At 64.8% G+C, this 18,651-nt stretch carries 20 protein-coding genes; 10 read left to right on the top strand and 10 right to left on the bottom strand.

Translation table 11 applies throughout. From position 1 onward, the window contains the following. Positions 1–9 precede the first annotated feature (9 nt). Positions 10–1,428 carry a glycosyltransferase family protein gene (locus KFF05_14185; protein ID UTW51061.1) on the top strand — a complete coding sequence of 473 codons (1,419 nt, stop codon included), beginning with the start codon at positions 10–12 and terminating at the stop codon, positions 1,426–1,428. On the opposite strand, the gene KFF05_14180 is transcribed toward KFF05_14185, so the two are convergent. Genes KFF05_14180 through znuC form a run of 3 tightly spaced genes read right to left on the bottom strand, consistent with a single transcriptional unit; the run spans position 1,425 to position 3,523 of the window. After that, positions 1,425–1,850 carry a transcriptional repressor gene (locus tag KFF05_14180; protein ID UTW51060.1) on the bottom strand — a complete coding sequence of 142 codons (426 nt, stop codon included), beginning with the start codon at positions 1,848–1,850 and terminating at the stop codon, positions 1,425–1,427. The genes KFF05_14185 and KFF05_14180 overlap by 4 nt on opposite strands. Further along, positions 1,843–2,646, bottom strand: a complete 804-nt coding sequence (locus KFF05_14175; GenBank protein UTW51059.1) for a metal ABC transporter permease — start codon at positions 2,644–2,646, stop codon at positions 1,843–1,845. The genes KFF05_14180 and KFF05_14175 overlap by 8 nt, the downstream gene beginning before the upstream one ends. Next, positions 2,636–3,523: a zinc ABC transporter ATP-binding protein ZnuC gene (znuC, locus tag KFF05_14170; GenBank protein UTW51058.1), complete on the bottom strand. Its 888-nt coding sequence runs from the start codon at positions 3,521–3,523 to the stop codon at positions 2,636–2,638. The genes KFF05_14175 and znuC overlap by 11 nt, the downstream gene beginning before the upstream one ends. A gap of 105 nt (positions 3,524–3,628) precedes the next feature. Here znuC and KFF05_14165 point away from each other — a divergent pair, with 105 nt between their 5' ends. Further along, a complete protein-coding gene (locus KFF05_14165; GenBank protein UTW51057.1) occupies positions 3,629–4,570 on the top strand; it encodes a zinc ABC transporter substrate-binding protein in 942 nt (313 codons plus the stop codon). A 165-nt stretch (positions 4,571–4,735) separates the two neighbouring features. Then, positions 4,736–6,136, top strand: a complete 1,401-nt coding sequence (locus tag KFF05_14160; GenBank protein UTW51056.1) for a hypothetical protein — start codon at positions 4,736–4,738, stop codon at positions 6,134–6,136. A gap of 7 nt (positions 6,137–6,143) precedes the next feature. On the opposite strand, the gene KFF05_14155 is transcribed toward KFF05_14160, so the two are convergent. Both KFF05_14155 and KFF05_14150 read right to left on the bottom strand, forming a co-directional pair. Continuing rightward, positions 6,144–6,938, bottom strand: coding sequence for a glucose 1-dehydrogenase (locus KFF05_14155; GenBank protein UTW51055.1), 795 nt, complete (start codon positions 6,936–6,938; stop codon positions 6,144–6,146). Positions 6,939–6,994: 56 nt separating this feature from the next. Next, on the bottom strand, positions 6,995–7,696 hold the full coding sequence (locus KFF05_14150; protein ID UTW51054.1) for a winged helix-turn-helix transcriptional regulator: 702 nt from the start codon (positions 7,694–7,696) through the stop codon (positions 6,995–6,997). A gap of 135 nt (positions 7,697–7,831) precedes the next feature. On the opposite strand from KFF05_14150, the gene KFF05_14145 reads away from it, so the two are divergent. From KFF05_14145 to KFF05_14135, 3 genes are all read left to right on the top strand, one after another. Further along, positions 7,832–8,767 (top strand): EamA family transporter, encoded by a 936-nt coding sequence (locus tag KFF05_14145; protein UTW53726.1) that lies wholly within the window; start codon positions 7,832–7,834, stop codon positions 8,765–8,767. Positions 8,768–8,858: 91 nt separating this feature from the next. Beyond that, the gene (locus KFF05_14140; GenBank protein UTW51053.1) at positions 8,859–9,077 is read left to right on the top strand and encodes a DUF1127 domain-containing protein; all 219 of its coding nucleotides are present in this window, start codon (positions 8,859–8,861) and stop codon (positions 9,075–9,077) included. Between the two features lie 75 nt (positions 9,078–9,152). After that, a complete protein-coding gene (locus tag KFF05_14135; protein ID UTW51052.1) occupies positions 9,153–9,593 on the top strand; it encodes an aldehyde-activating protein in 441 nt (146 codons plus the stop codon). Between the two features lie 45 nt (positions 9,594–9,638). On the opposite strand, the gene KFF05_14130 is transcribed toward KFF05_14135, so the two are convergent. The 3 genes from KFF05_14130 to KFF05_14120 all read right to left on the bottom strand — a co-directional run bounded on the left by KFF05_14130 (position 9,639) and on the right by KFF05_14120 (position 14,893). Further along, on the bottom strand, positions 9,639–10,490 hold the full coding sequence (locus KFF05_14130) for a methyltransferase (GenBank protein ID UTW51051.1): 852 nt from the start codon (positions 10,488–10,490) through the stop codon (positions 9,639–9,641). A gap of 136 nt (positions 10,491–10,626) precedes the next feature. Beyond that, on the bottom strand, positions 10,627–13,761 hold the full coding sequence (locus KFF05_14125) for an efflux RND transporter permease subunit (GenBank protein UTW51050.1): 3,135 nt from the start codon (positions 13,759–13,761) through the stop codon (positions 10,627–10,629). A 1-nt stretch (position 13,762) separates the two neighbouring features. Further along, positions 13,763–14,893 carry an efflux RND transporter periplasmic adaptor subunit gene (locus tag KFF05_14120; protein UTW51049.1) on the bottom strand — a complete coding sequence of 377 codons (1,131 nt, stop codon included), beginning with the start codon at positions 14,891–14,893 and terminating at the stop codon, positions 13,763–13,765. 205 nt (positions 14,894–15,098) lie between these two features. Between KFF05_14120 and KFF05_14115 the strand changes: the two genes are divergently transcribed. Beyond that, entirely contained in the window at positions 15,099–15,386 is a 288-nt protein-coding gene (locus tag KFF05_14115; GenBank protein UTW51048.1) for an antibiotic biosynthesis monooxygenase, read from the top strand. On the opposite strand, the gene KFF05_14110 is transcribed toward KFF05_14115, so the two are convergent. Beyond that, positions 15,383–15,838: a GNAT family N-acetyltransferase gene (locus tag KFF05_14110; GenBank protein UTW51047.1), complete on the bottom strand. Its 456-nt coding sequence runs from the start codon at positions 15,836–15,838 to the stop codon at positions 15,383–15,385. The genes KFF05_14115 and KFF05_14110 overlap by 4 nt on opposite strands. 193 nt (positions 15,839–16,031) lie before the next feature. On the opposite strand from KFF05_14110, the gene KFF05_14105 reads away from it, so the two are divergent. The 3 genes from KFF05_14105 to KFF05_14095 all read left to right on the top strand — a co-directional run bounded on the left by KFF05_14105 (position 16,032) and on the right by KFF05_14095 (position 18,172). Beyond that, entirely contained in the window at positions 16,032–16,535 is a 504-nt protein-coding gene (locus tag KFF05_14105) for a hypothetical protein (protein ID UTW51046.1), read from the top strand. A 102-nt stretch (positions 16,536–16,637) separates the two neighbouring features. Continuing rightward, on the top strand, positions 16,638–17,774 hold the full coding sequence (locus KFF05_14100) for a M20 family metallopeptidase (protein UTW53725.1): 1,137 nt from the start codon (positions 16,638–16,640) through the stop codon (positions 17,772–17,774). A 2-nt stretch (positions 17,775–17,776) separates the two neighbouring features. Beyond that, the gene (locus KFF05_14095; GenBank protein ID UTW51045.1) at positions 17,777–18,172 is read left to right on the top strand and encodes a hypothetical protein; all 396 of its coding nucleotides are present in this window, start codon (positions 17,777–17,779) and stop codon (positions 18,170–18,172) included. A gap of 7 nt (positions 18,173–18,179) precedes the next feature. Here the strand turns inward: KFF05_14095 and KFF05_14090 are convergent, their stop codons facing one another. Further along, positions 18,180–18,638 carry a helix-turn-helix domain-containing protein gene (locus tag KFF05_14090; protein ID UTW51044.1) on the bottom strand — a complete coding sequence of 153 codons (459 nt, stop codon included), beginning with the start codon at positions 18,636–18,638 and terminating at the stop codon, positions 18,180–18,182. Positions 18,639–18,651: the final 13 nt, after the last annotated feature.

The following is an 18,651-nucleotide window of genomic DNA, read 5'->3' as shown; positions in this document are numbered from 1 at the left end:
GACGGCGGGATGGCCGACGCCGCCTCTCTGTTCAAGCAGGCTGAGACCGCCTGGCGCGCGGGCAACGGCGCCGAGGCGAAGGCGGCGGCCGAACAGGCCCTGGCCGACGACCCAGTCCATGTCGGCGCCCTGATGATCCTGGCCAACCTGTGTTTCGCCACCGGCGACGTGGCGGGGGCGCGACCTCATCTGGAACGCTTGGCGATCCTCATGCCTGACGAGGTGATGATCCGCAACAACCTGGGCCGTGCCTGCCTTGCGGCGGAAGACCTGGGCGCGGCTGCGGAAGCCTTCACGACGGTTCTGGAAACCGCGCCCGCCAATGCCCGCGCCATTGACGGCTTGGGCATCGTGCGCCACCGGCAGGGCGATTATGCCGAGGCGGCGGACCTGCATGGCCGCGCCGTGGCGGCGGACCCGGACTTTGCCGCGGGCTGGTGCAACCTGGGCATCGCCTGCACGGACCTGGGCCGTTACGCCGACGGGGCGGCGGCACTCGACCGCGCCTTGACCCTTGATCCTGATGACGCGCGCACGCGATTCAACCGGGCGGTTCTCTATTTGCTGATGGGGGACTTGGCCGCCGGCTGGCCGATGTACGAGTCACGCCTGGCGTTCCAGAGCATGGCCACGCCGCCGGGCCAACGCTGGAACGGCGATGCGCTTTCAGGAGAACGTGTGCTGCTGATCCCGGAACAGGGCTTCGGCGATGTCATCCAGTTCGCGCGCTTCGCCCCCCGGGTGCGGGACCGGGGCGGTGTTCCCGTGCTCGCCGTGCCGGGGGCGCTGACGGCCCTGATGGCGGCCCAGGGTTGGGACGTTGAGATCGCTGATGCGGACAATCCGCCTGAGGCCCCCCTGTGGTGCCCCGTGATGAGCCTGGGCGCGGTGCTTGGTCTGACAGCGGATGATGTTTCCGGCGCGGCCTATCTGCGCGCGCCGACCGCTGATGCCGGGGAGGGCGCGGGGCCGCGTATCGGACTGGCTTGGTCCGGCAACCCGACCCACCGCCGGGACGGGGCGCGCAGCCTGCGCCTTGCCGACCTCGCCCCCTTGTTCAATGTCCCGGGCGTCCGTTTCGTCAACCTGCAGGTCGGGCTGCGGCCGGACGATGCGGCGGAATTGGTCCGGCGGCCGGACCCGTTCGCCGAGACGCCGGGGCTCGGGACCTTTGCAGATACCGCGGCGGTCGTTGCCGGGCTCGACCTCGTCATCAGCGCCGACACGGCGGTTCTGCATCTGGCGGGGGCGATGGGACGGCCTGCCTGGGGCCTGCTGCCCTTCGTGCCTGACTGGCGCTGGGGCCTGTCCGGTGAGGCGACGCCCTGGTACGACAGCCTGCATCTTTACCGACAGCCCGCCTTGGGCGATTGGCCGTCCGTCGTCACGCGGGTGGCGGCGGATCTGGGCCGGATTGGGAAGGGTTAGGAGGCGGCTGCCCGCGCCGCGCACTCGGGGCAGCGGCCGGTCATTTCCACGCGCACGTTATCGACGGCGAAACCCTGTTCGCGCGCGCGCCCGGCAAGATGGGTTTCGCAGGATTCCAGGTGAACCTCGAGCGTGCGTCCGCAATCGGTGCAGATGAGAAACCCGGTCGCGTGGTCATGGGGGCCATGATCGCAATGGACGAAGGCATTCAGGCTTTCGATGCGGTGCACCAGACCCCGGTCCATCAGTTTATCGAGTGCCCGGTAGATGGTCAGGGGGGCTTTCATCCCCGCCTTGCGGATGGCGGGCAGGCCCAGGACGTCATAGGCCGTAAGCGGCTTGTCCGCGCCTTTCAGCGCCGTCAGCACGGTTTGCTGGTTGCGAGTCAGTGCCGGGCCGTCGTGATGCGCGTGGTCAGCCATGGTCAGCCGCCTTTCCGTGCCAGGGGATCAATCCGATCAGGAACAGGACGAGGGCCGCGACGACGATGGTCGGGCCCGCCGGGGTGTCCGCCGCGACCGCCGCCCCCAGCCCGCCGGCCACGGCCAAGGCGCCGATGCCCGCGGCGATCATCGCCATGGATTCCGGCGTATGGGCAAGGCGCCGTGCGGCGGCGGCAGGGATGATGAGAAGGGCGGTGATCAACAGGATGCCCACGATCTTCATGGCGATGGCGATCACGCCGGCCAGCAGCAACATGAAGATCAGGCGTTGGCGTGCCGGGTTCATGGCTTCGGCCGCCGCCACGTCGGGGGCTACCGTGGCGGCCAGAAGCGGCCGCCAGATGCGCAGCAGCATGGCCAGGATCACGGCCCCACCGCCCCAGATCAGGATCAGGTCGTTCATGCCGACGGCCAGGATGTCGCCGAACAGATAACCGAACAGATCAAGACGCAGCCCGGTCATGAAACCCATGACCACCAAGCCCACGGCCAGGGCGGAATGGGACAGCAGGCCAAGCAGAGTGTCCGTCGCCAGGCCGCCGCGCCGTTCCAGCGCCAGCAGGGCAAGGGCGACCAGGACAGAGACGACGAATACGCCGAGCGTCGCGTCGATATCGAAGGCGATCGCCGCCGCCGCACCCAACAGCGCTGAATGGGCCATGGTGTCGCCGAAATAGGCCATGCGCCGCCACACGACAAAGCAGCCCAGGGGGGCGGTGACCAGGGCGACGCCGATGCCGGCCAGGGCCGCCCGCAGGATGAACTCACTGATCATCCGGCGTCCCCTTCGCGGTTGTCGGATGATCGTGGTCCAGGCGGCAGACGGCACCGTCGCCGTGGCTATGGGCCGCCGGGTCGCGGCTGGCCAGAGGAATGACTTCGCCGTCCGGGCCGTGGGCATGGTCGTGATGGTGTTGGTAGACGGCCAGGGTTTCGACCGCGCGGGGGCCGAACAGGCGGCGGTATTCGGGGTCGGCGGCGACGGACTGCGGCGTTCCGGCGCAGCACACATGGCGGTTCAGGCACAACACCCGATCGGTTTCCGCCATCACGAAATGCAGGTCGTGTGAAATCAGCAGAATGCCGCAGCCCAGTTCGTCGCGGATGTCGCGGATCAGCTCGTACAGCGCCACCTCGCCGGCGAAATCGACACCCTGGACAGGTTCATCCAGGACCAAAAGGTCGGGGCGGCGCAGGATCGCGCGGGCCATCAGGGCGCGCTGAAACTCGCCGCCGGACAGGCGCTGCACCGCCGCGTCGGCGAGATGGCCGACCCCGGCGCGGGTCAGGGCATGGGCGATGGCGTCGTCGTCCGCCGGCCCGGTCATGGTCATCAGGCGCCTGACGGTGAAGGGCAGGGTGTCGTCGATGGCAAGGCGCTGCGGCACATAGCCCACGCGCAGGGCCGCCGCGCGCTCGATCTTGCCCGCATCCGGCCGCATCAGGCCGAGCACGACCTTGGCCGTGGTCGACTTGCCGCTGCCGTTGGGGCCGATCAGGGTGACGATCTCGCCGGGGTTGATGGTCAGGTCGACGCCCTTGACCAGCCATTCGCCGCCGCGTTTAACGCCGATGCCCGTGGCGCGGAACAGCACGCCGCCGGGAGTGCCGGGGGCGGCGTCGGGGCCAATGGCGCGGGCGGTTTGGGGCATGGCCGTCAGGTTCCTGTTTACTTGCGCAGGCGGGATCGTGTAAGTCACTCCCGGCTACAAACGTTATATCATAACATTTCCGGACAAGAGGCGGAACATAGTCCAATGAACGTCCCTGTCAATGCCGCGCGCGTCCTGCTGATCCTGCTGGCTGCCGTGCTTTGCGCGCCGCGCCCCGCCGGGGCGGAGGTACGGGTCGCGGTGTCGATCGCACCGCTGCATTCCCTGGCCGCCCAGGTCATGGCGGGCGCCGGCGCGCCGCGTCTGTTGATCCCCGCCGGCACCTCGCCGCACGGCTTCGCCCTGTCCCCGTCCCAGGCCAGCATGCTCGCCGAGGCCGAAGTCGTGCTGTGGATCGGCGGCGGGCTGGAAGCGGCCCTGGCCAAGCCGATCGCGACCCTGGCCAAGACGGCCCAGGTGGTCGCCCTGTCGCGGGCATCCGGCCTTGTCCGCCATTCCATCCGCCATCTGGGCGATGACGGCCATGATCACGGTCATGGTCATAACCATGGCCAGGGGGCCGGTGCGGAAGACCCCCACTATTGGCTTGATCCGGAAAACGCCAAGACGATGACCGCCGTCATCGCCGACGCCCTGGCCGCCGCCGACCCGGCGCGGAAGGACCTTTACGTCCGCAACGCCGCCGCCGCGCGGGCCGGGATCGACACCCTGACTGCCGATTTCACGGTTCGTTTGGCGCGGGTCAAGGACCGGCCCTTCGTCGTCTTCCACGACGCCTATCAATACCTGGAACGGCGCTTCGGGCTGGTGGCTCAGGGCATCCTGGCCGTCGACCCGGACCGCCCGGCGGGGGCTCGTCATATCGCCGATCTGCGCGCCCGCATGACGCGGCTGAACGTCGTCTGCCTGTTCACGGAACCGCAGTTTCCATCACGCCTTGCGACGGCGCTGATCGAGGGGACCCAGGCGCGGATCGGTGTTCTCGATCCCCTGGGCACTGATTTCACGCCCGGTCCGGACCTGTATGGGAACATGATGGCGGCCAATCTGCGGGCCTTCGAGGATTGCCTGGGCGGCAAGTCCTAGGCTCATCCTCCCATTTCCGGACCGGAAATCGGTTTGGCGCCGCGGCTGCCTGCTCTATGCTTTCCCCGGCGCCGCCGGCCCATTCGAAACATCGACAAGGCCGGCACTGTGAACCGACCACCATACGGCGGCGTTCTTGGGGGCAGCATGTAAGGGTGAGCTGCCATGCCGTCAGATTATTTGACGCGTGCCAAAGGTCTGTTCCGGATACTTCCCGCCATTTTGCTGATCGCGGGCGGGCTGTCCTTGTTTGCACCTGCTGCCGTCGCGGAAGAATTCGCCACCGTTCGCATGCGGCCCCAAGCCATGCCCTTCGTAACGCCCGACAACAAGGTCGTGAAGCGGATCGTCAATTTCTTCATGACGGTGACCAAGAAATCCGTGCGCCAGGTCTGCGCCAATCAGGCCGAGGTCAAGAGCATCTTCCTGGTCAACACCTACAACCGCCAACTCGCCGATGCGAAATGGCAATACGATATGAAGAACCTGGCGAGCGACCTGTACCGCGCCCTGGAACCGCTGTTCGGGCGCGAGAAACTGGTCGCTGTGCATCTGTCGCTCGGCCGTACGGAAAGCAGTCGCCCGAACAACCAGATTCAAAAACGCCTGGAACAACTGGAAGACTGCACCACCGTGCGGTCCCTGCCGAGCGACGGGGTCACCGCGCGCTACAGCGATGCCATGGCGGCGCCCGTGCGTTCGCTGGCCACGGATGCGTCGAAGGCCGTGACCTCCGGTGCGGCCAAGCCATCGACGGCGCCTGCTGAGGACCCTGACAAGCCGTTCGAGACGCATCCGCAGATGCGCGAAGCACCCAAACCCGAGATCGATCTGACCAAAACCGAGATCAAGGCGCCGCCACCGCAGGGCAAGCCCGGTGCCTGCAATTTCGATATTACCGACCTGTGGCAGCCGGCCTGGCTTGCCCTCGACAATGAAAAGTTCCGCATTGCCCGCGCCTTCACCGTCGATGCGGACGCCAACGGCAAGGTCGACGACGTGTCTTTCGTGCTCAAGCGTGAAGACGACAGCGAGCTGACGACCACCTACCTAAGCCTGCACAGCACCAGGGGCAACGCCGAGATCCGTCACCTGACCCTGGCCGATCCGTTGATGATCTTCCGGCTATGCCCCGGCAGTCACGATTTCCCCATGCCCGGTGCGGTCATGAAGGAGGCGGCGAAGATCGAACGCCCCGATCTGGCGGCCGAGGTGATGGCCCGGATCAAGGGCGAGGTTCCCCCGCCCGTCGCCGAACCGGATGCCGTTGATTTCTGGCGTTGGGTCGCGGCCATCGTCGCCATCACGGCGGTGCTTCTGGCGATTGCCGTGCTGGTCGTGTTCTATCTGATGACCCGCAACGACCGTCGGCGCAAGCGTGACCGGCGTGGCAAGAACCGACGCAAGCGCGACCGGCGCAAGCGGGACGACGGCCCCAAGGGTGAGGAGCGCCGCAAGGGCGAAGATCGCCGCGCCGACGAGGACCGCCGGGAAGAAGACTCCCGCCGCAAGACCACCGACCGACGCGGCACGGTCACCGCCGATGACGACGATGCCGACGACTGACCGCCGCTTATCCGATTCTTGAAGAAATGCCGCCGTCCACGGGCAACAGCACGCCGGTGATGTACTGCGCTTCGTCCGAGGCCAGGAACAGGGCCGCATTGGCCACGTCCCAGGCCGTGCCCATGCGGCCGTAAAGCGGCACCTGAGCGTCGCGTTCGTCGCGCACGACCTTACGGTCGACGCCGCGTTCCTGGGCCCGGCGCTCAATCGCCATGGGCGTGTCGATCAGACCTGGGATGATGACGTTGGCACGGATGCCGTGGGGCGCGTTCTCCATGGCCAGCATATGGGTCATGGTATTGATGGCGCCCTTGGACGTCTTGTAGGCGATGGTGCCGCGCGAGCACAGCGACGAGGTCGATGAAATGTTGATGATCGACCCTGATTTCTTTTCCCGCATCACCGGCAAGGCATGCTTGCAGGTCATGAACATGGCCTTCAGGTTGAGTTCGAACAGCTCATCCCACATCTCGGCCTCAAGTTCGGTCGTCGGCTTGTCGCCGCGCGACCGCCCGACATTGTTGTGCAGCACGTCGATGCGGCCGTAACGTTCGGCGCAGGTCGCGGCGATATTACGGCAATCGTCCTCACGACGCACATCGGCCTGCAGGGTCGATCCCTTGCCGCCTGCGTCGGTGATCATCTTCAGGGTATCGGCGGCGCTGGCCTCGTCATAGTCGACGACCAGAACAGTGGCGCCTTCCTGAGCGAAACGGATGGCGGTGGCGCGGCCGTTGCCGATGGTCTGGCCAGCCTGTTGCCCGCCACCGACGACGATGGCGATCTTGTCTTTCAATCTCATGTGCGGATGCTCCCGAGGATGTTTTTTTGTATACAATATCGGGAGTATAGACAGCCTTACATCGGATGGTCGATGGCGAAGGTTTTCTTCAGGCCGCGCTGTCCTTCGGGCGTGACGCGGATCACGCGGCTGTCGCGGACGCGTACAACCCAGCCCAATTCGAACAGACGGTCGGACAGGCCCTTGCCCAGGGAGCCGGCGATGTGGTGGCGCCGTTCGCTCCAATCCAGGCAGGGTCGGCAGAAACAGCGCTTTTGCTGGCTGAGTTGATCCAGGTCGATCCCGAATCCGGCCAGCATGTCGCGGCCTGTGGGTGTGACGACACCGCCGTCGGCGGCAAGGTCGATGGCCCCCCGGTCGGTCAGCGCATCGGCCAGGGATACCCCCAGAACGCCGGCCAGATGGTCGTAGCAGCTGCGGGCCATGCGCAGGTCCCTGTCCATGCGGCTTTCCGGGCGGATGCGCCGCGGCGTGTCGACGGCGCAGACCACCTGCATGCTTTCCAGCATGGCCGCCACGGTGGGCGAGGACAGGCGGAAATAGCGATGGCGTCCTTGCTTTTCCATGGCCAGCAGGCCCGCCGCCTGAAGCTTGGCCAGATGGCTGCTGGCGGTCTGCGGCATGATCCCCGCACACCAGGCAAGCTCACCTGCCGTCAATGCCCGTCCGTCGAGTAACGCCGTCAGCATCTGCGCCCGCGTCAGGTCGCCGACCAGATTGCCGATCTCCGCCAAGTTCATTGCGTTCACCGTCGTCATGGGGTGATTGTACCTGCCGCCGGGACCGGGCGCACGCGAACATGCTTCGGCGCCGGTCGAAGTGTTCTCCGGCAAGATCGGCCCGGATCCGTGACACAGTATGCGCCCCGCAATCAATCCGGACCTCTCATGACAATGACCCCCGCCGCGCCGTTTCCCAATCCGCGCGCAACTTTGGACCTGGCCGCGAATCTGGGCCTGCTGGTTCTGCTCGCGTCTTTGTGGGGGGCGTCCTACAGCTTCATCAAGGTCGGGATCGAGACAATCCCGCCGATCACCCTGATCGCCGGGCGCACGGCCATCGCCGGTATGGTGCTGCTGATGATCATGCGCGCGCTCGGCCTGCGCATGCCGCGCGACGCCGCGTCCTGGCGGTCGTTCATGGTTCAGGCATGCCTCAACAGCGTTCTGCCGTTCACCGCCATCGCCTGGGCCGAACAGACCGTGGACGCATCGTTGGCGACGATCCTCAATTCGACCTCGCCGATCTTCATCTTTCTGCTCGCCATGATTCTGCGGTTGGAGGGGGAGCGGACCTGGCGCAAGTTCCTGGGCGTCGCCTTCGGTTTCGCCGGGATCGTCCTGGTGATCGGCAACGATGCCCTGCAAGGGCTGACGCAGGAATTGATGGCGCAGTTGGTCATTGTTGGCGCCACGGTCTGTTATGCCGGGGCGGCGGTGTTCGGGCGGCGCTTTTCCGGGATGCACGCCATCGTCCCGGCGGCGGGATCGATGATCGCCGGCGGTGCCGTGCTGATCCCGGCCAGCCTGATCGTAGAGCAACCGTGGACGCTTTCGGTATCAACGGATTCGGCGCTGGCCCTGTTGGGCTTATCCGTGCTGTCGACCGCACTTGCCTTCGTCATCTACTTTCGTCTGCTCAAGACTCTGGGTTCCGTCGGCACGGCGGCGCAGGCCTATCTCAGGGTGCCCATCGGGGTTGCCCTGGGGGCGCTGGTCCTGGGCGAAACGTTGCCGCTTACCGCCTGGGCCGGCATGGCCTGCGTGATCGCCGGGGTCGCGGCCATGACCCTGCCGGCGCGGCGCGGAGGGCAGCCTTCGGCGCCCTGAACCTTCGGCCGCGGACGAAGCGATCGCGCGTGACCCTGCCGCCGCCCGGCGGCACCATCTGCCGGTGAAATTTCAACGGAGGAACCGGCCGATGTTCGATGGAATTACCGATCTGCGTGACCTTGGCGCCGGACCTTGGGTCATCCCACGGCGGCCGTGGTACGCCCGGTTGGGCGCTTGGCTGTGCCTCTGCGGTGAAAAGGTCCGTCAGCGCCGGGCGCTGGCCCGGCTGGATGCACGCCTGTTGGCCGACGTGGGACTGACTCGGGCCGAGGCCGCCCGGGAATGCGCCAAGCCGTTCTGGCGATGACGGAGACTTGCGCTTGGGCAATCACGCGGTTTCTAATGACCGGGGGGCAAGACAAGATGCGAGGAAACGTCAACCATGACCGACCATAAGGGCGGCTGCCATTGCGGCAACATCACCGTTACCTTCACCACGGCTAAGGACCCGGCGGAAATCGTGCCCCGGGCCTGCCAGTGTTCGTTCTGCCGCAAGCACGCGACCCGCGCCCTGTCCGACAACGCGGGCCATATCCATCTGCAGGTCAAGGACGCCAGCCTTCTGGGCCGTTACCGCTTCGGCCTGAAGGTCGGTGATTATGTGTTCTGCAAATCCTGCGGGGTCTACGTATCGGCCTATATGGAAGACGGCGCCCCTGGAGCAGAAGGGCGGGCCTGGGCCAATGTCATGGGCAACGCCATGGACGATCGCGACATTTGGGCACCGACCGAGCCCATCGAATACGGCGTTGAAACCGAAGACGGCAAACGCGAACGCCGGCGCCACAAGTGGACGCCGGCGTCGATGACGGTCGAAAGCTAGGAGCGGGTTCGCGCCCTCAAGGCGTGAAGGAAATCCCCCGCGCCTTTAAGGTGCGAAGGAGATCATGGTCCGGACTTCGATGCTTTCCCGGGGCGGCGTGTCCGGGGCGGCATCGGGGTTTTCAAACCCCGTGTGCGCGGTATAGCGGGCGCGCCCGTCCGTGGCGGTGTCGAAGCATTTGAGCAGCAGGACCTCGTCCCCGCCCATGCCGGGATACCAGTACCATTTCTGCCCGTCCGAATGGGCGTTCTGATAGATCTCGCCGACCCGGTCCTTGTAGACAAGGTCCGTGGCCAGGAAGTCTTCGGTCCGCATGGTGCGGGCGTCGGCCACGGCGATCGGCGTGCGGTCGGCGCTGGCGCCGATCGACCGCCACACGTTGACCATGGCGAAGCGGTGGCCCAGGTAGCGGTCGGCGGTGGCGGCGTCCATCACGTCGCGCACCCGCTTGGGGCCCGATGTTTCCGTATAATCGTTATGGGCGATCAGCACCGGCAGGCGTTTGGCCGTGGCGGCGCGCTTGCCGTCGTCCTGCACCCGCACCGTGTGGTCGAAGATATGGACGTCCGCCGCACCGGTCACGCGCTTCAGGAATGCGGTGATCTCCGGATAATAGACGGCCTCGATGCGGGCTTCGTCGTAGAAATCGGCCATGGCTGTCGGCATGGTCGCCAGTTCGAAGCCCTGGACGTCCAGGCTGGCCGCCGGCGTCAGCGCGCGGGCATCATGCATTTCCACCGCCGCTTCTTCGAAGCTGCCCAGACGCTCGTTCGGCTGGGCGTGGTCGGCGGACATGAAGACCCGCGGCTTTTCGGCCTGCGCATGGGCCATGAAGTTGATCGGGGCCAGGACCGTGCGGCCGGGATGCGGCCGGGTATTGGCGGCGGCTTGGGACATGATCGTCTCCTCAACGGTTCGTTCCCGTGAATCTGCGGTCTTCGCCGGCGATTGGCAAGGGGGCAGGGGGAATGACACTTTTTCCCCCAAGGATCAGGATGCTTTGAATTCTGGAATACTCGTTCCTGAAATCAGGCTATTCCGCCGCCCGGGGCGCGGCCAGGGGGGCTTCGGTCGTGTCCATATGTTCGGCTTCGCGCAGTTCACGGTCCAGCCGCACGCCCGCATGGGCTCGGTTGGACGACAGCGGTGCCAGCAGGGAATAGATCACCGGGATCAGGACCAGGGTGAACACGGTGGCGATGCCGAGCCCACCGAACACGACCCAGCCGATGGCGACCCGCGCTTCCGACCCGGCGCCGGTCGCCAGGATCAACGGCAAAGCGCCCAGCACCGTGGACAGCATGGTCATCATCACCGGGCGCAGGCGGATGATCGCCGCCTGGCGGATGGCATCGGCCACAGACAGGCCGCGGTCGCGCAGCTGGTCGGCGAATTCGACGACCAGGATGCCGTTCTTGGCCATCAGGCCGACCAGCATGACCAGGCCGATCTGGCTGTAGATGTTGATGGTGCCGCCGGAAAGTTTCAGGGCGAACACGGCCGCCGCCAGCCCGAAGGGCACGGTCAGCACGATCACCAGGGCGCTGACGATGCTTTCGAACTGGGCCGCCAGGACCAGAAGGACGATCAGCACGGCGAACGCGAAGGTCAGGGCGACCTCGTTGCTGGTGTCCTGCAGGGTCGCGGCCTCGTTGATGAAACGCAACCCGATGCCGGGCGGCAGGGTGTCGTCGGCGATGGCCTGAATGCCGTCAATGGCTTCCTGCAGGGACATGTCGGCGGGAAGCACGGCCTCGACCTCGACCGCGCGCTTCTGGCCGGACCGGTCAAGCTCGGCCGCCGTGCCGACCTCTTCCAGGGTCACGAAGGCCGACAGCGGCACCAGACGCCCATCGCCCGTCGGCACGAACAGATTGAACAGATCGGTCGGATCGTTGATGGCGCCGGCCGCCGATTCCAGCATCACCGGGATTGAGCGGTCGTTGACGTTCAGCTCCGCCACTTCGAACCCGGCGACCATGGCGCGCAGGGTATCGACAATGCCCTCGATCTGGACGCCCAGGTCCTCCGCCCGGCGGCGGTCGACCTTGACCGACAGCTGCGGTTGGGTCTGCTGGAATTCGACCTCCGGGTCCTCCAGCCTGGGCAGGCGTTCGCGCATGGCGCCCAGGAAATCGAAGGCGGCGGCGGCGATGTCCTTGTAGTTGGACCCGGTCAGGGTGAATTCGATACTGCCGCCGGCGCGGCGCAGGTTCAGGCTGTTGGGCGTGCGGACGCGCGCGGTCGCCCCCGGGATCGCCCTCAGGCCCTTGTTCAGGGATTTGGCGATTTCCTGTTGCGAGCGCTTGCGCTGATCCCAGGGCACCAGAGGGGCGATCAGATAAACGCGGTTCGGGTCCCAGCGCCCGACGATGGCGAACACGTTTTCCGCCTCGCCGCTGTCGACCAATGGGCGCAGCAGGGCCTCGGCCTGGACCGACTGGCGGTCCATGTAGTCGAGCCCGACGCCGTCCGGCCCCTGCATCATGATGATGATGGCGCCACGGTCCTCGCGCGGCAGCAATTCGGTCTTGATGGTGGGATAGACCAGCAATGCCGTCGCCGCGAGCATGGCCGTACCGCCCAGGATCAGCAGCCGGGCGTTGAGAGTGAATTCCAGCATCCTGGCATAGGCCGCATTGATGCGCTGTCCGGCGGCGACCAGGATAGCCGGCGGTTTGGTCGGCCCGGCATCGCCCCGGTCGGGCAGGCGCGATGCCAGCATGGGCACCAGGGACAGCGCCACGAAGGATGAAATCGCCACGGCCACGGCCAGGGTGAAGCCAAATTCGGTGAACAGCTTACCCGCCGTCGACGGCAGGAAGGCAATGGGCAGGAACACGGAAATCAGTGTTGCCGTGGTCGCCAGCACGGCGAAGAACACCTGGCGGGTACCGTTGACGGCGGCGGCGTAGGACTTCATGCCGAGGGTGCGGTGACGCTGAATGTTTTCCAGCACAACGATGGCGTCATCGACGATCATGCCCGTGGCCAGGACCATGGCCAGCAGGGTCAGGATATTGACCGAGAACCCCATCAGATAGATCGCGCCCACCGTGCCCATGATGGCGACGGGGATGGCGACGGTCGGGATCAGGGTCGGGCGCAGGCCGCCCATGAACATGAAGATCACGGCGATGACCACGGCGACGGCGATCAGCAGGCTGTTGATGACCTCGCGCACGGACGATCGGATAAAGCGCGCATCGTCGGAAATCTTGACCAGCCGCACGTCCTTCAGGCGCTTGTTCAGGCGATCGACGCTTTTGTTGACGGCATCGGAAATGGCGATGGTGTTGGATTGGGCGCGGCGCACGATGCCCAGGCCGACCACCTTGGAGCCGTTGAGAACGGAATAGCTTTCGGCCTCGGCCGGGCCGTAGAAGGCCTGCGCGACCTCGCCCAGGCGCACGTCCTTGCGCAATTCCAGATCCTCGACCTTGGCCGGCTCCCACACCGAGGCGTCGGCGCGCACCAGCAGCATCTGGTCGTCCGATTTGAAACTGCCGGCGGGCACGTCGAGTCGGGTTGAGCGCAGCACCTTGGCGACGTCATCGATGCTGAGGCCGTAGCGCGCCAGTTTCATGGGATCGACGACGATGCGCAGGACCTGTTCCTGATCGCCGAACAGGTCGACCGAGGCGACCCCGTCGATGGAAAGGAACTCGGGCGAAATGTCGTCTTCGGCGATGCGGGTCAGATCTTCCTGGTTCACCTTGTCGGACACCAGGGCCAGGCGGATGATCGGTTGGGAATCGGCGTCGGCCTTGACGACGGTGATGTCCTCGACGCCTTCCGGCAATTGCCGCTCGACCCCGGCGACCGCTTCGCGGATGTCGTTGGCGGCGACGTCCAGATTGACGTTGGCGGAGAATTCGGCGCGGACGCGGCCGTTGTTTTCCTCGCTGGCGGCCTCGATGCGCTTGACCCCGGATACGCGGGCGACGGCCCCTTCGAGTACGCTGACCACCTCGGCATCCATGGTTTCCGGCGAGGCCCCGTCGAAAAACGCGCGCACCGTGACGATGGGGCGGTCGACGTCGGGCAGTTCACGGACTTCGACGCCCATGATCGCGGCCAGACCGGCGATCATGATCAATAGGTTCATGACGACCACCAGCGTGGGCCGGCGGACCGACAGGGACGGCAGGTCGCTGAACCGGGACATGTTACGGGGTCGCCTTTTTCTTGCCCTTTGGGGCGGCGTCGCCGGCGGCGAATTTGTCGAAAGGAATGGCCTGGATGCGCTGGCCGGGGCGTAGGCCCTGGACGCCTTCGACGACGATCAGGTCGTCGGCGTTCAGCGGCCCGTCGACCAGGATGCGGCCACGGTCGCGGCGGACGATTTTGACGAACACTTTCTCCGCCGTTTCGGTCTTGCCGTCCTTCTTGGCGACCCGCCACAGATAGGCGCCGTCGCGGCTCCACAAAACGGCGACCTCGCGGACGGTAGGATAGGGTTTGCCGGTGAAGGCCAGCTCGGTCTCAAACGACGTGCCGGGGCGGATCAGGTCTTCCTCGTTGGGGATCGTCGCCTTGACCCGAAGCGTGCGCGTGATCGGGTCGATGCGGCTGCCCAGTTGAGAAACCTTGCCCGCAAGCCGCAGGTCCGGGGCGGTCCAGGGCCGGACCATGACCGGGTCGTCGACCTTGATGCGGCCGGCGTATTCCTCAGGCAATTCGAATTCCACCAGGATTTCCGAGCGGTCATCCAACGTGGCGATCTGCGTATCCGTGGTCACCCGATCACCGCGGTCGATGTCGCTCAGCCCGATGATGCCGTCGAAGGGGGCATAGACGATGCGGTCGTCAAGCGCCTGTTCGGCCTGATCCAGGCGCAGGGTCGCGGCTTCAAGGTCGGTCTGCGCCGTTTCCAGGCGCGCCTGGGACGCGGTGCCCGACGGCGCCAGTTTTTCCAGGCGCTTCAACTGACGGGTCGCATCCTTGACCGCAACCTTGGCCAGACGCACGGCGATCTGCTGATGGGTGTCTTCCAGGCGCAGCAGAATTTGCCCTTTGTGAACCCGGTCCTGACTGCGGAACGACACGGCGACAACTTCGCCGGCAGTCTTGGGGTAGAGTGCTGCGGACTTGCGTGCCTCGCCCGTGCCGACGGCGCGGACGATGATCTTGTCCGTAGCGGCGGGGGCCTTTTCGACCAGAACCCGCGTGCCACCGCCGCCCGCGCGCGAGGCGTTTTTGGGCTGGGCATCGACCTCACTGCCGTTCAAGGCATACCAGCCGGCGCCGAGAAAAACGGCCAGGCCGATGAGGACGACAAGTTGGGTGCGCAGAATCATGGTCGATGTCTCAATACGGTTCCGTGGTGTCAGGCGCCGAAGGATACCGGCCAATTCCACACAAATTCCTAATGCGCGAAGATTAGCCGGGGACTGATGGAAACTTATCAAGTTTCATGGCGCGGGCGGCTGGAATTTTGTAACAAGATGTCGCGCACCGGCCCAGGCGGCGGTGCACGCAACCGGAGCAAAAAGGAATTCCCGCATGTTCGTCGTCACCGTCACCTTTGTCGTAAAACCTGAGCATATCGCGGATTTCTCCCCAGCGATGATCGAGAACGCCCGTGCGTCGGAAGACACCGAACCCGGCTGCCGGCAGTTCGATGTTTGCCGCGATCCGAAGGATCCTGCGGTTACATTTTTATACGAAGTTTATGACGATGCGGCCGCGTTCGAGGCCCATAAGGCGACGGCCCATTTCAAATCCTTCGACGCCCTGGTCCAACCCTGGTTGGCGTCGAAAGTGGTCAAGACCTGGGTTCTCGCGGACTAAAGCGGCAGTTTCATCCCCGCGTGGCTGTGCACGAAGCCGAGGGATTCGTAAAACGCCAAGGCGTCCGGGCGTTCCCGGTCCGTGGTCAATTGCACCATCCGGCACCCCTTGTCCCGGGCGAGGCCGATGGCATGTTCGAACATCGTCCGGCCCAGGCCGCTGCCGCGGGCCCTGGGGGCAATCCGCACGCCTTCGATCAACGCGCGCCAGCCGCCTTGATGAGAAATGTTCGGCAGCATTGTGATCTGCAGGCAGCCGACGACGCCGTCGCCGCCGCCATCATCGGCGACCAGCAGGCGGGTGTTGGGATCGTCCTGGATTGCCTGGAAGGCATCCCGGTAACAGGTGGGAAGCGGGGTTTCAAAACGCTCGCGTTGCCGGCCTATCGGGTCATCGGCCAGCAGGGCGACGATATGGACGAGGTCGTCCGCGGTGGCGTCCCGAAATTTCATGATCTCATTTTACTAAATGGGGCTTGGGGCACCTGTCAAAGCCGAGCGTCCGCCATTGCGTGAATTTTGATTTTCCAAGATGCAGACAAATTCATAAAAAGTCATCGAATTTGATTGAACATCAAAATATTCATTGATAAGCCGATAAGGACCACGCCTGCCACGGCATGAATATCGAATATGGGGAGGGGGCATGCCGCCTAGCGAACTCGGGAGTGACGGTGATCAGCCATCTCCCGACCTTGGGTTTGTGCAAAGCCCTAAAATTAAACGCGTTTTTGATTTCTGGATCAACCTGTGCCGTGACCGCCCATTTCCGGCATGGACCGATGTCAGATTGATGGACCTCTACGACGTGGCTCCCTTCCTGGCCGTGGTTGACGTGGAACAGGAGAACGGCGCGCTGCGGTTCCGTTATCGATTCTGCGGCACGGCGCTGGTCGAGGCACGGGAGCGCCTGGTTCCTGCGGACCCCACCGGACGATGCATTGATGAGATCGTGTGGCCGTTCGATCCGGCGCCGCTGATCGGGGCGTGTGCCAAGGCCTTAAGTTGGCGGAAACCCGCTTTTTTAGCCGCTGGTGAGGTAAATGAAAGCGCCTATCACCTGCACGAGCGGGGGTATTTTCCCCTCGGACCGAACGACGGCACGGTGTCGCATATCCTCATTTGTGTCGACGAGGTCCAGGCAACCTGACGCCGGATGTTTCCAATCGGCCGTGCCGGGGGTTAAATAAGGGATCGGACGTTTCAACGAGGATACGATCGCACCATGACCGACCGCCCCACATCGCCGCATATGGCCTCCAACGAACCGACCCTGGATGCCGACGAAATTCTTGCCGGTATTCTCGAATGGGTCGCCATCGAAAGCCCGTCTCATGACGGCGTCGCGGTCAACCGCATGGTCGATCTTGTCGAAAAGGGCCATGCGGCGCTGGGAGCCAAGATCGAGCGCACGCCGGGGCGCGACGGGTTCGGCGACATTCTGGTGTCACGCACGCCTTGGGGGGGCGACGGGCCGGGGATTCTCGTCCTGTCGCACCTGGATACGGTGCATGCCATGGGCACCATCGAAAACGAACTGAAGGTTCGGCGCGAGGGCGACAAGGTCTACGGACCCGGCATCTACGACATGAAGTCAGGTGCCTACATCGCCAACCATGCCTATCGGCATCTGGTGCGCGCGGGCAAGGAAACGCCCCTGCCGATCACCTTCATGTACGTTCCGGAAGAAGAAATCGGCAGCCCCACATCGCGCCAGATGATCGTCGACCTGGCGAAGAAGAACAAATACGTCCTGGTTACCGAACCGGCGCGGGATGGCGGCAAGGTCGTCACGGCGCGCAACGGACGCCTGAAATACGACATCACCGTCACCGGCCGGCCGTCCCATGCGGGCCTGCGCCACATGGACGGGCGCAGCGCGATCCGGGAAATGGCCCATCAGATCCTGTTTCTTGAAGGGCTGACCGACTACGACCGCTCGATCACCTGTTCCGTCGGCACGATTTCCGGCGGCACCCTGACCAACGTGGTGCCGGCGAAATGCTCTATTACCGTGGACCTGCGGGTGCCGGATATGGAAGCGGCCAAGGAGGTCAAGGCCAAGGTCGAGGGCATGACGTCTGTCGATCCCGACTGCGTCCTACAAATCGAGGGCGGCGTCGACCGCCCGCCCTATGAGAAGTTCGACGGCATCGAAAAGCTGTTCCAGCATGCCAAGGGGTTGGCGGCGGAAATCGGATTCGACCTCCAGGATCTGAAGACCGGCGGCGGCTCCGACGGCAACTTCACCGGCGCGCTCGGCATTCCCACGCTGGATGGCCTGGGCGCCGACGGCCACGGCGCCCATTCCCACGACGAATTCATCTACTACTCATCCCTGGTCGAACGCTGTCGCCTGATGATCCGTCTGTTCGAAACTTTGGAGTAGGTATGGTTCGCCGGGCTGCGCTATCGGCATTGCTTGTCCTGCTGACGGCAGAGCCGGCGGCGGCAGATGCGGAAAACGGCCGGGCCCTTGCGCAGCGGCATTGCGCGCGCTGCCATGTGGTCGGCGAATTCAATCCGCAGGGTGGGATCGGTTCAACCCCGTCCTTGCAGTGGATCAAGAAGCTGCCCGACTGGCGCGACCGGTTTCAGACATTCTACGTCCGCCGCCCCCATTTGGCTTTCATCAAGGTCAAGGGGTTGGCGCCCCTGACCAAGTTGCCGCCCTATGCCACGCCGATCGAGATCGCGCCGAGCGATGCCGACGACATCTTTGCCTTTGTCGAGGGGCTGCCCGTGCCCAAGGGCCATTCGGACATCACCCCGATCGAAGGCAAATAGCGAACTGTTATTCCCAGTCCGCCTTGGACAGCGACGCGATCAGATCATGTACCGCGCGGCGTTTGCGCGGATTATCGATGCTGTAATAGGCAGTAACCAGTTCGGTGGTTTCGCTGGAACCCATGACGTCCGAGGAATCGCGCGGATCTTCGGCAAAGACGACGTCCAGATCGAAATTGTCCTGGGTCATCTGGATATCCTGCGGCATGCCGTCGAAGAAGTAGGCGACGGGAATGTCCAGAATCCGGCTGAGTTGGTATAGCCGGCTGGCGCCGATTCGGTTGGCGCCGCGTTCGTACTTCTGGATCTGCTGGAACGTCAAACCCAGAGAGTCCCCCAACTCCCCCTGACTCATCCCTTTCAGTTTTCGCTGCTCGCGAACCCGCCCACCGACGTGGATGTCGACGGGGTGTGCGACCCCGGGCGGCATGCGGTTCGGGTGCGATTTTTTGGATGCTTTAGGCATATACGGTTTCAAC

This window comes from bacterium SCSIO 12827, assembly GCA_024397995.1.
Classification (GTDB): domain Bacteria; phylum Pseudomonadota; class Alphaproteobacteria; order Rhodospirillales; family Casp-alpha2; genus UBA1479.
Note: the sequence above shows the minus strand (reverse complement) of the source record. Positions and strands in the feature narration are given on the sequence as shown.

Coding starts and splice junctions, on each gene's coding strand:
- KFF05_14100 (UTW53725.1), top strand. CDS start 16,638: ATGGCCTCCAACGAACCGACCCTGGATGCCGACGAAATTCTTGCCGGT.
- KFF05_14160 (UTW51056.1), top strand. CDS start 4,736: ATGCCGTCAGATTATTTGACGCGTGCCAAAGGTCTGTTCCGGATACTT.
- KFF05_14145 (UTW53726.1), top strand. CDS start 7,832: ATGACCCCCGCCGCGCCGTTTCCCAATCCGCGCGCAACTTTGGACCTG.
- KFF05_14150 (UTW51054.1), bottom strand. CDS start 7,696: ATGACGACGGTGAACGCAATGAACTTGGCGGAGATCGGCAATCTGGTC.
- KFF05_14155 (UTW51055.1), bottom strand. CDS start 6,938: ATGAGATTGAAAGACAAGATCGCCATCGTCGTCGGTGGCGGGCAACAG.
- KFF05_14165 (UTW51057.1), top strand. CDS start 3,629: ATGAACGTCCCTGTCAATGCCGCGCGCGTCCTGCTGATCCTGCTGGCT.
- KFF05_14090 (UTW51044.1), bottom strand. CDS start 18,638: ATGCCTAAAGCATCCAAAAAATCGCACCCGAACCGCATGCCGCCCGGG.
- KFF05_14095 (UTW51045.1), top strand. CDS start 17,777: ATGGTTCGCCGGGCTGCGCTATCGGCATTGCTTGTCCTGCTGACGGCA.
- KFF05_14125 (UTW51050.1), bottom strand. CDS start 13,761: ATGTCCCGGTTCAGCGACCTGCCGTCCCTGTCGGTCCGCCGGCCCACG.
- KFF05_14105 (UTW51046.1), top strand. CDS start 16,032: ATGCCGCCTAGCGAACTCGGGAGTGACGGTGATCAGCCATCTCCCGAC.
- KFF05_14135 (UTW51052.1), top strand. CDS start 9,153: ATGACCGACCATAAGGGCGGCTGCCATTGCGGCAACATCACCGTTACC.
- znuC (UTW51058.1), bottom strand. CDS start 3,523: ATGCCCCAAACCGCCCGCGCCATTGGCCCCGACGCCGCCCCCGGCACT.
- KFF05_14130 (UTW51051.1), bottom strand. CDS start 10,490: ATGTCCCAAGCCGCCGCCAATACCCGGCCGCATCCCGGCCGCACGGTC.
- KFF05_14180 (UTW51060.1), bottom strand. CDS start 1,850: ATGGCTGACCACGCGCATCACGACGGCCCGGCACTGACTCGCAACCAG.
- KFF05_14175 (UTW51059.1), bottom strand. CDS start 2,646: ATGATCAGTGAGTTCATCCTGCGGGCGGCCCTGGCCGGCATCGGCGTC.
- KFF05_14120 (UTW51049.1), bottom strand. CDS start 14,893: ATGATTCTGCGCACCCAACTTGTCGTCCTCATCGGCCTGGCCGTTTTT.
- KFF05_14140 (UTW51053.1), top strand. CDS start 8,859: ATGTTCGATGGAATTACCGATCTGCGTGACCTTGGCGCCGGACCTTGG.
- KFF05_14110 (UTW51047.1), bottom strand. CDS start 15,838: ATGAAATTTCGGGACGCCACCGCGGACGACCTCGTCCATATCGTCGCC.
- KFF05_14185 (UTW51061.1), top strand. CDS start 10: ATGGCCGACGCCGCCTCTCTGTTCAAGCAGGCTGAGACCGCCTGGCGC.
- KFF05_14115 (UTW51048.1), top strand. CDS start 15,099: ATGTTCGTCGTCACCGTCACCTTTGTCGTAAAACCTGAGCATATCGCG.